Origin of the sequence: Variovorax sp. V35 (genome assembly GCF_041154465.1) — a bacterium.
GTDB classification, from domain to species: Bacteria; Pseudomonadota; Gammaproteobacteria; order Burkholderiales; family Burkholderiaceae_C; genus Variovorax; species Variovorax boronicumulans.
In genome coordinates this window covers 7,060,746-7,077,940 of record NZ_AP028666.1, presented here as the reverse complement: position 1 = coordinate 7,077,940, position 17,195 = coordinate 7,060,746, and the positions used below count along the sequence as shown (strand labels likewise).

Here is a 17,195-nt window from a genome sequence, read left to right as displayed (position 1 = left end):
CGGATTGGCATGCGACGTCTCCACCCTCTTTTTTCATTCGCATGAATTTCACTCACAGGACTTACTGACATGGCCTCGATCCAGACCAGCCTCGACACCCTCCTGACCGCCGACGGCGCCCTGTGCGCTGCCGTGGTCGACTCCGCCAGCGGCATGATGCTGGGCGCCGCCGGCACCGGCGTGGACCTCGAAGTGGCCGCCGCCGGCAACACCGAAGTGATGCGCGCCAAGCTCAAGACGATGCGCGCGCTGGGCCTGAGCGACACCATCGAAGACATCCTCATCACGCTGGGCAAGCAGTACCACCTGCTGCGCCCGATGGCGCAGAAGGAAGGCGTGTTCATCTACTTCGTGCTCGACAAGGCGAAGTCGAACCTGGCGCTGGCGCGCCGCAAGCTGCAGGACGTCGAGAAGGACATCACCTTCTAACCAGATAGAAGGTGCACCGCCCTCGGGCGGATGGACGGGCCGGCTCCCTCGCGGGAGGCGGCCTTTTTCTTTTGTGGGGCGGCTACTTCGCCAGGTGCCCCAGCGGCAGCGCGCTGTTGGCCTTCACCTCGCCCAGCGAGAAGCTGGTGTGCAGGTCCTTCACGTTCGGCAGGTTCATGAGGTTCTGCCGCGCGAAGGCCGAGAAGCCGTTCAGGTCCTGCGCCACCACCTGCAGCTCGAAGGTGCCGGTGCCGCTGATGTAGTGGCAGGCCACCACCTCGGGCATCTTGCGGATCGCGTCCTCGAGCTTGCGCGTGGCTTCGTGGGTCACGCGCTCGGTGTCCACGCGCACGAAAGCGAGCACGCCCAGTCCGATCTTGTGGCGGTCGATCTCGGCGCGGTAGCCCTTGATGAAGCCGGCGTCTTCCAGCGCGCGCACGCGGCGCCAGCAGGGCGCCGCCGACAGGCCCACGCGCTGCGCCAATTCGGCGTTCGTGAGGCGGCCATCGGTCTGCAGTTCTTGCAGGATAGCGAGGTCGAACTTGTCAATGCTTTCCATAGGGGTGGATGTTAAGCAAGATTCTTTCTGAAAGTCGTTTTTTCGAAGCAAAAAACGCAAACACCTGTCGCGGACCCCGGCATACACTTTGCGTCACCATGGGCTTGCGCCCTACCGGGCACAGACCCACCGCCAATTCAGCCAGGCCCACAAAGCCCTGCCACACGGAGACAGACCACATGAACGCCCCGCTGCCCGAGCACATTCGCCGCGCGCTAGAAACCGTCACGCTCGACGACAAATACAGCCTCGATTACGGCCGCGCCTTCATGAGCGGCGTGCAGGCCCTGGTCAAGCTGCCGATGCTGCAGCGCCTGCGCGACAAGCAGGTCGGCAAGAACACCGCCGGCTTCATCAGCGGCTACCGCGGCTCCCCGCTCGGTGGCTACGACCAGGCGCTGTGGAAGGCCAGCAAGTTCCTCAAGGAACAGAACATCGTCTTCCAGCCCGGCGTGAACGAAGAGCTCGCGGCCACGGCGCTGTGGGGCACGCAGCAGCTGGGCTTTTCGCCCCAGGGCACCAACAAGTTCGACGGCGTCTTCGGCATCTGGTACGGCAAGGGCCCGGGCGTGGACCGCTGTTCCGACGTCTTCAAGCACGCCAACATGGCCGGCACCACCGCCTGGGGCGGCGTGATCGCGGTGGCGGGCGACGACCACATCTCCAAGAGCAGCACGGCCGCGCACCAGAGCGACCACATCTTCAAGGCCTGCGGCACGCCGGTGTTCTTCCCGGCCAACGTGCAGGAAATCCTGGACCTGGGCATCCACGCCTTCGCGCTGAGCCGCTTCTCGGGCGTGTGGTCGGGCATGAAGACGATCCAGGAGATCGTCGAGTCCAGCGCCACGGCCATGATCGACCCCGAGCGCGTCGACATCGTCATTCCCACCGACTTCGAGATGCCGCCCGGCGGCCTGCACATCCGCTGGCCCGACCATGCGCTGGAGCAGGAAGCCCGGCTCATGCACTACAAGTGGTACGCCGCGCTGGCCTACATCCGCGCCAACCGCCTGAACCACAACGTGATCGAAGGCCCGAACGACCGCTTCGGCATCATGGCCAGCGGCAAGGCCTACAACGACACGCGCCAGGCGCTCATCGACCTGGGCCTGGACGACGCGGCCTGCCGCCAGCTGGGCATCCGCCTGCACAAGGTGGGCGTGGTGTGGCCGCTCGAAGCGCAGCTCACGCGCGAATTCGCCACCGGCCTGCAGGAAATCCTGGTGGTCGAGGAGAAGCGTCAGGTCATCGAATACCAGCTCAAGGAAGAGCTCTACAACTGGCGCTCCGACGTGCGCCCCAACGTGGTCGGCAAGTTCGACGAAGGCGCCAGCTCCACGGACGACGGCTACTCCGGCGGCGAATGGTCGATGCCCAACCCGACCTCGCACACGCTGCTGCGCGCCAACGCCGACCTGAACCCGGCGCTCATCGCCAAGGCCATCGCCGGGCGCCTGAAGAAGACGGGCCTGCTGGCTGCCGCCGGCGCCGACATGGCCGCCCGCATCGACGCGCAGCTGGCCATCCTGGAGGCCAAGGAACGCGCGATGGTGGTGCAGCAGGCCTCCACCAGCGTGGCCGACGCCACGCGCCAGCCCTGGTTCTGCTCGGGCTGCCCGCACAACACCAGCACCGTCGTGCCCGAAGGTTCGCGCGCGATGGGCGGCATCGGCTGCCACTTCATGGCGACCTGGATGGACCGCTCCACCATCGGCTTCACGCAGATGGGCGGCGAGGGCGTGCCATGGGTCGGCCAGCAGCCCTTCACGACCGACCAGCACATCTTCGCGAACCTGGGCGACGGTACGTACTTCCATAGCGGCCTGCTGGCGATTCGCCAGAGCATCGCGGCGGGCGTGAACATCACCTACAAGATCCTCTACAACGACGCGGTCGCCATGACCGGCGGCCAGACCGTGGGCGAGCGCCCCGAGGGCCACTCGGTGCTGCAGATTGCAGAAAGCCTGCATGCCGAGGGCACGAAGAAGGTCGTCATCGTCACCGACGAGCCCGAGAAGTACGAGGGCGTGAGCATTCCGGGCGACCACGTGCAGGTGAAGCACCGCGACCTGCTCGACGACATCCAGCGCGAGTTCCGCGCCATGGCCGGCACCACGGCCATCATCTACGACCAGACCTGCGCGACCGAGAAGCGCCGCCGCCGCAAGCGCGGCACGGCCGTCGATCCGGCCAAGCGCGTGGTCATCAACGAGCTGGTCTGCGAAGGCTGCGGCGACTGCAGCGTGCAGAGCAACTGCCTCTCGGTGGAGCCGCTGGAGACCGAGTTCGGCCGCAAGCGCACCATCAACCAGAGCAGCTGCAACAAGGACATGAGCTGCCTGAAGGGCTTCTGCCCGAGCTTCGTGACCGTCGAGGGCGGCCAGCTCAAGAAGAAGGGCAAGAACAAGGCGGCCACGCCGGCCGAGTTCGGCCTGCTGGCCGAGCCCGCCATTCCGTCGCTCGCGGGCGGCAAGGTCTGGGGCGTGGTGGTGGCGGGCGTCGGCGGCACCGGCGTGATCACCATCGGCCAGCTGCTGGGCATGGCCGCGCACATCGAGGCCAAGGGCATCGTCACGCAGGACGCGGCGGGCCTGGCGCAAAAGGGCGGCGCCACCTGGAGCCACGTGCTCATCGGCGACACGCAGGACGACATCCGCACCACCCGCGTGGGCACCGCGGCGGCCGACCTGATCCTGGCCTGCGACCCGCTGGTCACGATCAACGCCGAGACCATGGCGCGCATGCGCGAAGGGCGCACGCACGTGGCGCTCAACAGCCACAGCGCGCCCACGGCCGCCTTCGTGCGCAACGCCAACTGGCAGAACCCCGAAGACGCCTGCGCCGCTGAAATTGCGCGCGCCGTGGGCATCGACGGCCTGGGCGCCTTCGACGCCGATGCCGCCGCCACCGCGCTGATGGGCGACACCATCTACGTCAACCCGATGATCCTGGGCTACGCCTGGCAAAGGGGCTGGGTGCCGCTGGCGCACGAGTCGCTGATGCGCGCCATCGAGCTGAATGCCGTGGCCATCGAGAACAACAAGACCGCCTTCGAGTGGGGCCGCCAGGCCGCCGTGCGTCCCGACGAGCTGCAAAAGCGCGTGCGCCCGGGCCAGGTCATCGAGTTCAAGAAGCGCGAGACGGTCGAGGCCCTCGTCGCTCGTCGCGCCGAGTTCCTGACCGGCTACCAGAACGCCGCCTACGCAGAGGAATACAAGGCCTTCGTCGGCCGCGTGCAGCAGGTCGAGTCGGCCGTCGGCAAGAGCACAGGACTGGCCGAAACGGTGGCGCGCTACCTGTTCAAGCTCATGGCCTACAAGGACGAGTACGAAGTCGCCCGCCTGCACACCGACCGCACCTTCCTCGATCGCGTCGAGGGCATGTTCGAAGGCGACTACAAGCTCAACTACCACCTGGCGCCGCCGCTGCTGGCCAAGAAGAACACCAAGGGCCAGCTGCAGAAGCAGAAGTTCGGCCCCTGGATGCTCACGGGCTTCCGCTTCCTGGCGAAGCTCAAGGGCCTGCGCGGCACGGCGCTCGATGTCTTCGGCCGCACCGAAGAGCGCAAGACCGAGCGAGCCCTCATCGGCGAGTACCGCGCCAGCATCGAGGAAGTGCTCAAGGGCCTGCGCGCCGACAACCACGCGCTGGCGCTGGAGATCGCGAGCCTGCCCGAGCAGATCCGCGGCTACGGCCACGTCAAGGAGCGCAACCTCGCGGCGGCCCGCACCCGCTGGACCGAACTGATGGGCAAGTGGCGCAACCCCCAGGCGCAGCGCGCAGCGGCCTGATCCGCCAGGCCCGTTTCCCCTGACAAAGAGCGCCCCTGCGGCGCTCTTTGCTATTTAAACGATAGCTGAAAGCCCTCGGGGGTGCGCCGGATAAGGGCGCGAAACGGCCATCCGCGCCGAATACAATGCCCGACTGCGCGCGGCCTCCCCCGCCGAGCCTTTGACTTGCGGCCCGCATCCCTCGTGGGCGCGGAACCGCGGGCCCGGCCCGCGCATCTGAAGTCTTTTTCTTCTCTCTTCCCTCTGCTGGAGACTCTCTTGTTCATTTCCTCTGCTTTCGCTCAAACCGCGCCCGCAGCCGCCGGTGGTGGCGACATGTTGTCTTCGCTGGGCAGCATGCTGCCGCTGGTGCTGATGTTCGTGGTGCTGTATTTCGTCATGATCCGCCCGCAAATGAAGCGCCAGAAAGAGGCCCGCGCCATGATCGAAGCCCTGGCCAAGGGTGACGAAGTCGCCACGGCCGGCGGCGTGCTCGGCAAGATCACCTCGCTGAACGACCAGTACCTCGGCCTGGAAATCGCCAACGGCGTGGAGATCAAGATCCAGCGCAGCGCGGTGGTCCAGGTGCTGCCCAAGGGCGCCGTCAAGCAATAAAAGCGTGAGCTGAACCTTGCGCTTCAGGGCGCAGGGCCCCAAGTCACGCCGTGTTCCATTTCTGAAACGCTTGTGAAAAGCGCCTTCTCATGAACCGTTACCCGGTCTGGAAGTACACGATCATCGTGATCGTGCTGCTCGTGGGGCTCATCTACGCCCTGCCCAATTTCTTCGGCGAGGCACCCGCGGTGCAGGTGTCCGCGGCCAAGACGACCGTCAAGGTCGATGCCGCCACCCAGACCCGGGTCGAGGAGGCGCTGAAGGCGGCCGGCCTGACGCCCGACCTGGTGACGCTGGACGCCGGCTCGCTGCGCGCCCGCTTCACCACCACCGACGACCAGCTCAAGGCGCGCGACGTCGTGCAGCGCGCCCTGGTGCCCGACGCCAGCGACCCGCCCTACACGGTGGCGCTGAACCTGCTGTCGCGTTCGCCCAAGTGGCTCACGTCGCTGCATGCGTTCCCGATGTACCTGGGCCTGGACCTGCGCGGCGGCGTCGACTTCCTGCTGCAGGTCGACATGAAGGGCGCCATCGACAAGAAGGCCGAATCGTTCGCGAGCGACCTGCGCACCACCTTCCGCGACAAGAGCATCCGCGGCACCCAGGTCAGCCGCAACGGCCAGACCGTCGAGGTGACGTTCCGCGACGCGGCCTCGCTGGAGACCGCCAAGCGCCTGATCGTGGACCAGTTCCCCGACCTCAGCACCACCGACACGCAAGATGGCACCAACTGGCGCCTGACCGCCACCATCAAGCCCGAGGCGGCCCGCCGCCTGCAGGACGCCGCGCTCAAGCAGAACATCACGACCCTGCACAACCGGATCAACGAACTCGGCGTGGCCGAGCCCGTGATCCAGCAGCAGGGCCTGGACCGCATCGTCGTGCAGCTGCCCGGCGTGCAGGACACGGCCAAGGCCAAGGAAATCCTGGGCCGCACCGCCACGCTCGAAATGCGCATGGTCGACGAAAGCGCCGAAGGCCGCGCGGCCGAGTTGAGCGGCGCGCCCGTGCCCTTCGGCTCCGAGAAATTCCTCGACCGCGGTGGCCGCCCGGTGATCGTGAAGAAGCAGGTGCTCGTCACCGGCGAGAACCTCACCGACGCCCAGCCCGGCTTCGACCAGCAGAGCAACCAGCCCAAGGTCGACCTGACCATGGACGCCAAGGGCGGTCGCATCATGCGCGACGTCAGCCGCGAGAACTACAAGAAGCGCATGGCCATGCTGATCTTCGAGAAGGGCAAGGGCGAAGTGCTCACGGCCCCGTCGATCAACGGCGAACTGGGCAACCGCTTCCAGGTCTCGGGTTCGATGACGGTGGCCGAAGCGAGCGACCTGGCCCTGCTGCTGCGCGCCGGCTCGCTGGCCGCGCCCATGGAGATCATCCAGGAGCGCACGATCGGCCCGACGCTCGGCGCCGACAACATCGAAAAAGGCTTCAAGAGCGTGATGTACGGCTTCCTGGCCATCATGGTCTTCATGTGTGCCTACTACGCGCTGTTCGGCCTGTTCTCGTCGATCGCGCTGGCCGTGAACCTGATGCTGCTGGTCGCCATCCTGTCGATGTTGCAGGCCACGCTCACGCTGCCCGGCATCGCGGCCATGGCGCTGGCCATCGGCGTGGCCATCGACTCCAACGTGCTGATCAACGAGCGCGTGCGCGAAGAGCTGCGCAACGGCGCCTCGCCGCAGGCCGCCATCCACGCGGGCTACGACCGCGCCTGGGGCACGATTCTCGACTCCAACGTGACCACGCTGATCGCGGGCATTGCGCTGCTGGCCTTCGGCTCGGGCCCGGTGCGCGGCTTCGCGGTGGTGCACTGCATCGGCATCGTCACCTCGATGTTCTCCGCCGTGTTCTTCTCGCGTGGCCTCGTGAACTTCTGGTACGGCCAGAAGAAGAAGCTCAAGTCTGTGTCGATCGGCACCGTCTGGCGGCCCAAGACCGACGGCACGGCCGTGGTCGACACCAAGTAACGGCCGAGGACCATCGCCATGGAATTCTTCCGCATCCACAAGACCATCCCGTTCATGCGCCATGCCCTGGTGCTGAACATCATTTCCTTCGCAACCTTTGCGCTGGCGCTGTTCTTCCTGTTCCACCGCGGGCTGCACCTGTCGGTGGAGTTCACCGGCGGCACGGTGATGGAAGTGGCCTACGAGCAATCGGCCGACATCGGCAAGGTGCGCGAGGCCGTCACCAAGCTCGGCTATCCCGAAGTGCAGGTGCAGAACTACGGCACCTCGCGCGACGTGCAGATCCGCTTGCCCACCCAGAAGGGCATGAGCTCCGACCAGCAGAGCGCGCAGGTCATGCAGGCGCTGAAGTCGGTCGACCCGTCGGCCACGCAGCGCGGCATCGAGGTCGTCGGGCCGCAGGTCGGCGACGAGCTGACCTCCAACGGCATCAAGGCGCTGGCCATGGTGGTGATCGGCATCATGATCTACCTGGCGTTCCGCTTTGAATGGAAGTTCGCGCTGTCCACCGTGCTGGCCAACCTGCACGACGTGGTGATCATCCTGGGCTTCTTCGCCTTCTTCCAGTGGGAGTTCTCGCTGGCGGTGCTGGCGGCGGTGCTGGCGGTGCTGGGCTACTCGGTGAACGAGTCGGTCGTGATCTTCGACCGCGTGCGCGAGAACTTCCGTCGTTACCGCAAGATGACGACCACCGAAGTCATCGACAACGCGATCACCTCGACCATCAGCCGCACGATCATCACCCACGGCTCCACGCAGCTCGTGGTGCTGTCGATGTTCTTCTTCGGCGGCCCCACGCTGCATTACTTCGCGCTGGCGCTGACCATCGGCATCTGCTTCGGCATCTACTCGTCGTGCTTCGTGGCCGCCGCGATCGCGATGTGGCTGGGCGTGAAGCGCGAGGACCTGATCAAGGGCCCGCCGGTCAAGCGCGACGGCGACTCCGGCGGCGACGACCCGAACGCCGGCGCCGTCGTCTGAGGGATACTTCGGCGCCAGCTTCGCGTCACCCGCACTTGTGCGGTGGCGCATCCCGATGCAAGCTCGGGGCTGTCGCCGATGAACCGTTCTCTCCGGCCTTTCCGATCCATCAATGAGCACTGCGCGGTCCGTTTCTTCCCTGCAGCTCGCACGCGAGGCGCGTGAGCGTTTCGTGGCGGCCACGGAAGGTGCGATCGCTCCGCTGGCCCAGGCCATTCGCGACCGGCTGACCGCGGTGGCCTCCGATGTCGGCAGCGCGCGCACCATGCAGGAAAGCCGCGACGACCTCGTGGCGTTCCAGGGGCATGCATCGCAGTGGGTGTCGCTGGCGCAGACCGGCTGGCGCAAGGCGCTGGGCACGGGCCCAGCGGGCGGCACTTCGTCGGCCCCCGCGGCGCTGCGGCTGGAACTCATCGGCGACGAGGTGGTCGAGAGCAACATCCTTGCCTCGCGCCTCGCGCAGACCATCCACGACAAGGCCAGCTTCGAACTCAGCGACCTGCGCCTGCGCATCCAGCACCTCGAAGGCACGCACGAGCTCGATGCCCGGGACGTGCTCAAGCCCGAAACGCTGGCCAAGCTGCTGGTGGAACAGTGGCTGGCCGCCGGCCTGAGCCGCGAGGCCTGGGGCCGCGTGCAGGGCACGGTGCAGCAGGCGCTGGCGGACGTGGTCGTGAAGGCCTACGAAAGCGCCAACGCCTTCCTGATCGCGCAGGGCGTGATGCCCGAAATCGACCTCAAGAGCTTCGTGCGCCGCACGGGCGATTCGGGCGGCGGCCCGTCGTCCATGGGCATGCCGGTGTCGTCGAGCATGCCGATCGGGCAAGGCTCGTCGGCAGGTGCGGCGATGCCGCACGGCCAGCAGCCATCGCAACAGCAACGTCCGGGCTTCGCTTTCCAGGCCTCGCATGCGGCGTCCGTGCCGTCGTCGGGGCCGGCCTCCAGCTCGATGATGGGCAGCTCGCCGCTCGCCTTCGCGCGGCAGCGCGCGCAGACCGCGCTGCTGAGCCTCAAGCGCTTTGTCGCCGCGCGCATCGGCGGCGAGGCCGGCGCCTCGCAACCGGGCGGAGGCACGACCGGCACCGGCGGCGGCGTGGCCGCGCCCCGCGTGTTTTCACGCACCTTTGCCGGCGCCATCGCCGATGCCGAGGTCGCCTACCGCATGGCGGCCACGCAGTACATCGACGGCGGCGGCGAGCAGGCCACGCTGATCCAGCAGACCGCCGTCGACCTGCGCCGGCGCACCGCCGAGCTCAAGAAGCGCGCGCCCACCACGGCCGACAAGGCCACGGTCGAGATCGTGGCGCTGATGTTCCAGGCCATCCTCGCGGAAGAGCGCATTCCGTTCTCCGCGCGCGTCTGGTTCGCGCGGCTGCAGATGCCCGTGCTGCGCGTGGCCATCGCCGAGCCCGAATTCTTCGGCACCCTGCAGCACCCCGCGCGCATGCTGATCGACCGCATGGGCTCGTGCGTGATGGGCTTCGACGCCGCCGCCATCACCGGCAGCGCGCTCGAGAACGAGATCAAGCGCGTGGTGCAGGTGATCGAGCAGTACCCCGAGACCGGCCAGCGCGTGTTCAAGCTGGTGTTCGACGAGTTCGTCGCTTTTCTCAGCCGCTACCTCACGCAGAGCGACGCCACGCAGCGCGTCATGAGCGTGGCGCAGCAGGTCGAGCAGAAGGAGACGATGGCGATCCAGTACACCATCGAGTTGCGCAAGATGCTCAACGACATGCCAGTGCGCGACGAGATCCGCGAGTTCCTGTTCAAGGTCTGGGCCGAGGTGCTGGCCATCGCCGCGCTGCGCTACGGCGCGCAGGGCGAGCACACCGTGATGCTCAAGCGCGTGGCCTCCGAGCTGGTCTGGGCCGCGAGCGCCAAGCCCAACCGCGCCGACCGCGCCCGCGTCATTCAAGACCTGCCGCAGCTGCTGCAGCGCCTGCGTCAGGGCATGGACCTGCTGGGCATCGTCGGCGAGCCGCAGGAAGGACACATCAAGACCATCGGCGCCACGCTCACCGACGCCTTCATGTCGAAGACCGAAGCCATTCCCCAGGCCAAGATCGAGGCCATGGCCGAGCGGCTGGCGCACCTGGAAGATTTCGTGACCGACGACGGCAGCGCCTCCAGCCTGCCGCTGGACGCCCAGAGCATCGAACTGCTGCTCGGCGTGGACGCGACCGCGATCGAGGTCATTTCCGACACCGCCGGCGTCAAGGTGGCCGAGGACATGCTCGCGTGGACCCACGAACTGCAGGTCGGCAACTGGTTCATGCTGGACCACAACGACCGCGTGACCCAGGTCCAGTTCGTCTGGCGCAGCGACCGCAAGCAGCTGCACCTGTTCGCCTCGGCCGACGGCCGCAGCTTCCTCATCCAGGCCGGACGGCTGGCGATGTACCTGCAGGCCGGCCTGCTGGTGCCGGCCGAGGAAGAAACGCTCACCGCGCGCGCGACGCGCGAGGCGCTGGCGAAGCTCGATGCGAATCCCGAGCGGCTGCTGAACTAGTCAGCCGCGCGGCGGTTCTCGTCTGTTCCGGGGAGGGCTTGCACTGCCTGGGGGCGAGTTCAGTGCGCCGTGCGGCCTTCGCGGCTCTCGCAGAGCTCGTCGAGCACGAGTGCATCGGGCTCGATGCCCGTGCTCCAGTGCACCATCAGCACGATGATCTTGAGTTCGTCCAATGCCACCGGGTCACCCGGTGCGGCCATCGCGCGCTCGACGACGATCTCGCGCAGGCCGCAGGGCAGCACATTCGACAGTTCGAGAAAGCGGATGAAGCCGAGGCACTCGGCGCCGAGGTGTTCCTGTTCCGACGGCGAGTACACGCGCATCGACTGGCTCGACTGGGGCAGCGCTGCTTCGGGCGCGCCGCGCAGCGTGACGCGGGCGGCGGTGATGGCGTTGTCGTCATCGCCTTCACTGGCCTGGTGTTCAAACTGCAGGCCTTGCGTGGCCAGGCTCAAGCCGTCGAGCCACTGCAGGGCGTCGCGAATCTCGTCCGCCTCGAAGCCGTGCGCACTGAGCTTGCGGCCCAGCTGTTCGGGTTCGGGGCAGGCATCGCCGCGCCAGTAGTTTTCATACACAAACACGAGCACTTCGAACATGGGCCCAATATAGCCGAGGAAACCGTTGCTCGCCCCCAGTCTTCGCGCACTTCGTGTCGCTGCGCCAACCCCCTACCGGGGGCAACACCAGCGGCCCGGCAAAGCCGGTTCCGCGGTGTTCCACGAAAAAGCGGGCGCGGACCGGGCGTCAGCCGACGGCGGCTCTTTGAAACAGGCCGCCGGGCAGCCGCGAGACATGCCCGTCGAGTTCAAGCTCGAGCATCTTCGCCTGCAGCTGGGCCGCACTCCAGCCGGTGCGTGCGCTCAGCGCATCGAGGCTCACCGGGTCGAAGCCGAGGGCATCGAGCAGCGGATGCTCCGGGGCCGGCGAAGGCGTGTCGGTGGAAGGCGTGCGAGCGGGCGCCGCCAGCGGCGGCAGTTCTTCGAGGATGTCGTTCACCGACTCGACCAGCTTCGCGCCCTGACGGATCAGCGCGTGGCAGCCGCGCGATTGCGGCGAGTGGATCGAGCCGGGGATCGCGAACACTTCCTTGCCCTGTTCCGACGTGAGGCGCGCGGTGATGAGCGAGCCCGACGCCAGTGCGGCCTCGACCACCAGCGTGCCGCGCGCCAGGCCCGCGATGAGGCGGTTGCGCTTGGGAAAGTTCTGCGTGAGCGGCGGCGTGCCCAGCGGCAGCTCGCTCACGATCAGCCCCTGCAGCGTGATGCGGTGCGCGAGGTCGCGGTGGCGCGCGGGGTACACGCGGTCCAGGCCGGTGCCGACCACCGCCACCGTGGCGAGCACCGGGGCGTCGCCGGCCGCGTCGAGCGCGCCCAGGTGCGCCGCGCCATCGATGCCGAGTGCCAGGCCCGAGACCACGGGCAGGCCCGCTTCGCCCAGCGCCCGTGCGAAGGCGCGCGCGTGGCTGGCGCCCTGCGGCGTCGGGTTGCGGCTGCCGACCACGGCCAGGCTGCGGCCGAGTTGCGTGAGGTCGAAGGCGGCGGCACCGAGCACATAGAGCATCAGCGGTGGGTCGACCATTTCGAGCAGCGAACCCGGGTAGCCGGTATCGCCGAGCGTCACGACGCGGCGCGTGATGGCGCCGCCGGTGGGGTCGTCCGCGGGGTGCAGCCATTGCCAGGTCTGGTCGACCTGCGCCTGCAGGCCGGAGGGCGGCTGCTTCAGCGCGGCGGCCTGGGCGGTGCTGACGACTTCGCACAGCGTTGCCTCGGGCTGCGCGAAGATCGCGTCAGGCAGCCCGAAGGCCGCCAGCAGGCGGCGTGCGGCGCCGTCGCCGACGCCTGGTGTCAGTGAAAGTCGCAGCCAGCCTGCGAGTTCTGCGCGTTCCAAACGAGTGTGCGAGAAAGAAGCCTCAGGCGCGTGTCAGGGATTGACGAGGAAGTCGCCGGCGCGGGGAGTGTCGTTGATTTCGAGCACGAGTGCGTACGAGACTTTCTCGAAGGTGCGGAACACCATCAGCAGGCCGATGCGTTCGTTCGGCAGCTTGATCGTTTCCTTGCGGGCGCCGGTGCGGTCGAGGATGGTCTCGCCGTTCTTCAGGATGGCCAGCACGTGGCCGTTGTCGACGCCGTCGCGCGTGCCCTTGTTGATGGCCACGACCTGGTTCTGCGCCGCGTACTGCACGGCATTGCCGTAGACCGACACGATGCGCCCGTCCACCTGGGTGGAGGGCGCGCGCGGTGCGTAGCTCAGCAGCTGGCGCGGCGGCTCGGGCAGCAGGCGGTCGCCGGCGCGCATTTCCTCGCGCGACGCAATGATGTCGATGCTGGCCGGCACGACGGTGATGACGTCCTTGTCGCCGGTCGTCTCGATGGTGGTCGATTCGCCGCGTTGCAGCTGCGCCTTGCCCAGGTACTGCGCCTCGTAGCCGAGGATTTCGCCGGTGCCGGGGTCTTTCAGCGGCGTGGCGCTGCGGAAGATGCGGTAGTGCTGCACCGGGCCCGGCTTCTCGACCAGCGGCGATTCGGCATTGCCGCGCGCATAGGCGCGGTCGCCGCGCGACAGCAGCACGCGGCTGTCATTGCCGGCCACGATGCGCGGCGCGGCGTCGAGCGTGTTGGCATCGACCACGATGGGTTCGCTGAGGAAGGGCTCGATCAGGCTCGGGTTGAGCGTGGGCAGGGCCATGCCGGCGAGCGAGTCGAAGCGCGTGCGCGGCGACAGCTTGATGGTGCCGCCGTCGCCGCCAGAGACGCCGCGGCGCGTGGTCAGGCGCGCGCGGCCGCCGCTCTTGTCCAGGTACAGCACCTGCCCCGGGTAGATGCGGTGCGGGTCCTGGATCTCGTTGATGTTCATGCCCCACAGCTCCGGCCAGCGCCAGGGGCGCAGCAGGTACAGGCGCGAGATGGCCCAGAGCGTGTCACCGGGCTTGACGGTGTACTCGTCGGGCGCCTTCGGCGACAGCTCGCTCAACGGCACGCCGGCCTGGGCGGTCTGCTGGGCGGTGGCGCGCTGCTGGGGCGTGACCGGGTAGGTCGTCTGCGCCCAGGCCGCCGTGGCGCCGCAACTGCCGGCCACTGCCAGGGCGGCCGTCCAGAAGGCAAAGAAGGTCGGGCGCTGGTGTTCGGTGGAGCTGGGCTGTGTCATGTCTGGATGGGTGAGCGCACGAAGTATCGTGGCGCATACGAATCTCACAATTTGCTACGAATTCTGCGCCCGAAGCCCTTGCAAGGGCAACGTTTTCGCGTCAATGCGCCGCGACGCGTCGCGGAATTGGCGAAAATAGCCACAACTTCCCCCCGATTTCATGGCCAAACGAATCATTCTGAGTTACCCCGACAAGCGCCTGCACACGGTGGCCAAGCCGGTGCAGGGCGTGGACGCGCGCATCAAGACCCTGGTCGCCGACATGCTGGAAACCATGTACGACGCGAGCGGCATCGGCCTGGCCGCGACCCAGATCGACGTGCACGAGCGCGTGGTCGTGATCGACGTCTCCGAAGAGCGAAACGAGCCGATCGTGCTCATCAACCCCGAAATCACCTGGGCCAGCGACGAAAAAGTGCTGAATGAAGAGGGCTGTCTCTCGGTGCCCGGCATCTACGACGGCGTGATGCGTTCCACCTCGGTGAAGGTCCAGGCGCTCGACGCCGACGGCAACACCCACACCATCGAGGCCGACGGCCTGCTGGCCGTGTGCATTCAGCACGAGCTCGACCACCTCATGGGCAAGGTGTTCGTCGAATACCTGTCGCCGCTCAAGCGCAACCGTATCAAGAGCAAGCTCCTCAAGCAGCAGCGCGAGGACATGAAAGAAGCACGGGCATGAGCCACCGGGCTGCGTGGTCCTCGCTGGCCGCCGCCGGACTGCTGTTCCTGGCAGGTTGCGTCAGCGAACCCACGCGCATCCAGCCCGGCACCTCCGCCGCCGAAACCCTGCAGCGCCTGGGCGCGCCCACCGGCCGCTACCCGCTCAACGGCGGCGGCGAGCGCCTGCAGTACTCGCGCATGCCGGCCGGCTTCGAGGTGGTCGACATCGACCTCGACGCGTCCGGCAAGGTCGTCTCGGTGACCCAGGTGCTGACCGAGGCACGCTTCGGCCACGACATCCAGGTCGACCGCTGGCGCCAGAACGAGGTGCTGGCCTTCTACGGCAAGCCCTACGAAATCAGCCGCGTCAGCTCCTTCGACGGCACCGTCTGGACCTGGCGCTACAAGGCCATCAACGAGCGCCGCATGCTCTATATCTACATCGACCCCACCGGCGTGGTGCGCCGGTACCACACGGGGGATGACCTCGAATTCGAACGGATCCGGGATTGAGCGCGTTGAAAGTCGTTTTTGCGGGCACGCCCGAGTTCGCGCGCGTCGCCCTGGAGGCCATCGCCGCCGCCGGCCATGACATCGTCGGCGTGATGAGCCAGCCCGACCGGCCCGCCGGCCGCGGCATGAAGCTGCAGGCCTCGCCCGTCAAGCAGTGCGCCGTGGCCCACAGCTGGCCCGTGGCCCAGCCGCGCAGCCTGCGGCTCGACGGCAAGCACCCCGACGAGGCCACCGCCGCGCGCGACACGCTGCTGGCGTGGCAGCCCGACGTGATGGTGGTCGCCGCCTACGGGCTGATCCTGCCTCAGTGGGTGCTCGACCTGCCGGCGCACGGCTGCCTCAACATCCACGCCAGCCTGCTGCCGCGCTGGCGCGGCGCGGCGCCGATCCACCGCGCCATCGAGGCCGGCGACGCACAGACCGGCATCACGATCATGCAGATGGACGCCGGCCTGGACACCGGCGACATGCTGCTGCGCGAGGCGCTCGACATCGCGCCCGGCGAGAACACCGCCCGCCTGCACGACCGGCTGGCCGCGCTCGGCGGGCGCATGGTGGTCGAGGCACTGGCGCAGATCGGCCAGCTGGTTCGCACGCCGCAGCCCACCGAAGGCATCACCTACGCCCACAAGGTCGAAAAGCACGAAGCGCTGATCGACTGGACGCAGCCGGCCGCGGCCATCGTGCGCCGCGTGCTGGCCTTCGATCCGTTCCCCGGCGCCAACAGCCCGCTCGGTGGCGAGACCGTCAAGCTCTGGGCCGCGCACGTGGCGCCCGGCCCTGCAGGCGCCGCGCCCGGCACCATCATCTCGGCCGATGCAACGGGCGTCGCCGTGGCGGCGTCGGACGCCACCGTGGTGCTCACCGAACTGCAACGCCCGGGCGGCAAGCGCCTGCCCGCGGCCGATTTCCTGCGCGGCTTCGACCTGAAGGCCGGCCAGGTCTTCGGCTGATGTTCCTCTCGCCCACGCTGCGCCGCCAGCCCGAATTCCGCGCCGGCATGCGCGACATGGCCTCGGCCGCGCTCGGCATCGGCGCCTGGGGCCTGATGACCGGCGTGGCCATGGTCAAGTCGGACATGAGCGTGCTCGAGGCCGTGGCGATGACGCTGTTCGTCTACGCCGGCAGCTCGCAGCTGGCCGCCATTCCACTGCTGGCCGCGGGCGCGCCGGCCTGGGTGATCCTGGCGACGGGCTTCTGCGTCAACCTGCGCTTCGTGGTGTTCAGCCTGCACCTGCGGCCTTACCTCATGCACATGCCGCGCTGGCGCCGCCTGCTGCACGGCTACCTGACGGCCGACCTGAGCTACGCGCTCTTCACGAAGCAGTACACGGCCCCGCCGACCACGCCCGCCGAGCGGCTGGCGCAAGAGGCCTACCTCACCGGCAACTACTTCGTGACCTGGTGCGCGTGGATGGGCATGAGCCTGCTGGGCATCGCGCTGGCCAACCTCATTCCACAGACCTGGGGCCTGGGCTTTGCCGGTGTGCTGAGCCTGGTCGCCATCGTCTGCTCGATGGCGACGACGCGGCTGCGCGTGCTGGCCGCGCTCATCGCGGGCGCCACGGCGGTCGCGGCCTATGCGCTGCCGCTCAAGCTCAACATCGTGGTCGCGATCGGCGTGGCGGTGCTGCTGTGCTTCTGGCTCGAAAAGCAGTTCGGGCTCGACCCCGACGCGGAGGACGACAAGTGAGCGGCGGCGGCACCGACTGGTGGACCCTGGCCGTGATCGCCGGCCTCGCCGGCGTCACCGTGCTCACGCGCTGCTTCTTCTTCATCCTCGACCGCCCTTGGGGCCTGCCCGAGTGGGCGCACCGCGCGTTGCACTACGCGCCGGCCGCCGCGCTGGCCGGCGTGATCGCACCCGAGATCGTGATGACGCAGGGCCACCTGATCACCACGCTGCACGACGCCCGCCTCTACGCAGCGGTCGTCGGCGGCGCCTACTACTTCTGGCGGCGCGGCGTGCTCGGCACGATGCTGGCCGGCATGGCCGTCTACCTGCCCCTGCACCTCGGCCTGGGCTGGTGATCGGCTCA

15 protein-coding genes are annotated in these 17,195 nt (G+C 67.9%); 11 read left to right on the top strand and 4 right to left on the bottom strand.

Annotated elements, in window-relative coordinates; genetic code table 11:
- The first annotated feature begins 69 nt into the window (after positions 1-69).
- Positions 70-429: a hypothetical protein gene (locus ACAM42_RS32760; RefSeq protein ID WP_307695214.1), complete on the top strand. Its 360-nt coding sequence runs from the start codon at positions 70-72 to the stop codon at positions 427-429.
- A gap of 82 nt (positions 430-511) precedes the next feature.
- Here the strand turns inward: ACAM42_RS32760 and ACAM42_RS32755 are convergent, their stop codons facing one another.
- Positions 512-988 carry an Lrp/AsnC family transcriptional regulator gene (locus ACAM42_RS32755; protein ID WP_062478228.1) on the bottom strand — a complete coding sequence of 159 codons (477 nt, stop codon included), beginning with the start codon at positions 986-988 and terminating at the stop codon, positions 512-514.
- 179 nt (positions 989-1,167) lie between these two features.
- Here ACAM42_RS32755 and ACAM42_RS32750 point away from each other — a divergent pair, with 179 nt between their 5' ends.
- The 5 genes from ACAM42_RS32750 (at position 1,168) to ACAM42_RS32730 (ending at position 10,836) form a co-directional block, all read left to right on the top strand.
- On the top strand, positions 1,168-4,779 hold the full coding sequence (locus ACAM42_RS32750; protein WP_369630628.1) for an indolepyruvate ferredoxin oxidoreductase family protein: 3,612 nt from the start codon (positions 1,168-1,170) through the stop codon (positions 4,777-4,779).
- Positions 4,780-5,037: 258 nt separating this feature from the next.
- Complete coding sequence (yajC, locus tag ACAM42_RS32745; protein WP_062478234.1) at positions 5,038-5,373, top strand: preprotein translocase subunit YajC; 336 nt, start codon at positions 5,038-5,040, stop codon at positions 5,371-5,373.
- 89 nt (positions 5,374-5,462) lie between these two features.
- Positions 5,463-7,346, top strand: coding sequence for a protein translocase subunit SecD (secD, locus tag ACAM42_RS32740; RefSeq protein ID WP_062478237.1), 1,884 nt, complete (start codon positions 5,463-5,465; stop codon positions 7,344-7,346).
- 18 nt (positions 7,347-7,364) lie between these two features.
- Entirely contained in the window at positions 7,365-8,327 is a 963-nt protein-coding gene (gene secF / locus ACAM42_RS32735) for a protein translocase subunit SecF (protein WP_062478240.1), read from the top strand.
- 112 nt (positions 8,328-8,439) lie between these two features.
- Complete coding sequence (locus ACAM42_RS32730; protein ID WP_369630627.1) at positions 8,440-10,836, top strand: DUF1631 family protein; 2,397 nt, start codon at positions 8,440-8,442, stop codon at positions 10,834-10,836.
- A 59-nt stretch (positions 10,837-10,895) separates the two neighbouring features.
- On the opposite strand, the gene ACAM42_RS32725 is transcribed toward ACAM42_RS32730, so the two are convergent.
- From ACAM42_RS32725 to ACAM42_RS32715, 3 genes are all read right to left on the bottom strand, one after another.
- Positions 10,896-11,432 (bottom strand): DUF494 family protein, encoded by a 537-nt coding sequence (locus tag ACAM42_RS32725; RefSeq protein WP_369630626.1) that lies wholly within the window; start codon positions 11,430-11,432, stop codon positions 10,896-10,898.
- A 148-nt stretch (positions 11,433-11,580) separates the two neighbouring features.
- Positions 11,581-12,723 carry a DNA-processing protein DprA gene (gene dprA / locus ACAM42_RS32720; RefSeq protein WP_369630625.1) on the bottom strand — a complete coding sequence of 381 codons (1,143 nt, stop codon included), beginning with the start codon at positions 12,721-12,723 and terminating at the stop codon, positions 11,581-11,583.
- Between the two features lie 33 nt (positions 12,724-12,756).
- Entirely contained in the window at positions 12,757-13,980 is a 1,224-nt protein-coding gene (locus tag ACAM42_RS32715; protein WP_070063232.1) for a LysM peptidoglycan-binding domain-containing protein, read from the bottom strand.
- A gap of 160 nt (positions 13,981-14,140) precedes the next feature.
- Here ACAM42_RS32715 and def point away from each other — a divergent pair, with 160 nt between their 5' ends.
- From def to ACAM42_RS32690, 5 genes are read left to right on the top strand one after another with little or no spacing between them, the layout of a single operon-like run.
- Positions 14,141-14,662, top strand: coding sequence for a peptide deformylase (gene def, locus ACAM42_RS32710; protein ID WP_070063231.1), 522 nt, complete (start codon positions 14,141-14,143; stop codon positions 14,660-14,662).
- A complete protein-coding gene (locus tag ACAM42_RS32705; protein ID WP_056577158.1) occupies positions 14,659-15,156 on the top strand; it encodes a hypothetical protein in 498 nt (165 codons plus the stop codon). Before def ends, ACAM42_RS32705 begins: the two co-directional genes overlap by 4 nt.
- Positions 15,153-16,109 (top strand): methionyl-tRNA formyltransferase, encoded by a 957-nt coding sequence (fmt, locus tag ACAM42_RS32700; protein WP_369630624.1) that lies wholly within the window; start codon positions 15,153-15,155, stop codon positions 16,107-16,109. Before ACAM42_RS32705 ends, fmt begins: the two co-directional genes overlap by 4 nt.
- Complete coding sequence (locus ACAM42_RS32695) at positions 16,109-16,849, top strand: AzlC family ABC transporter permease (protein ID WP_062478259.1); 741 nt, start codon at positions 16,109-16,111, stop codon at positions 16,847-16,849. The genes fmt and ACAM42_RS32695 overlap by 1 nt, the downstream gene beginning before the upstream one ends.
- Positions 16,846-17,187: an AzlD domain-containing protein gene (locus tag ACAM42_RS32690; protein WP_369630623.1), complete on the top strand. Its 342-nt coding sequence runs from the start codon at positions 16,846-16,848 to the stop codon at positions 17,185-17,187. The genes ACAM42_RS32695 and ACAM42_RS32690 overlap by 4 nt, the downstream gene beginning before the upstream one ends.
- The last annotated feature ends 8 nt before the right edge of the window (positions 17,188-17,195 follow it).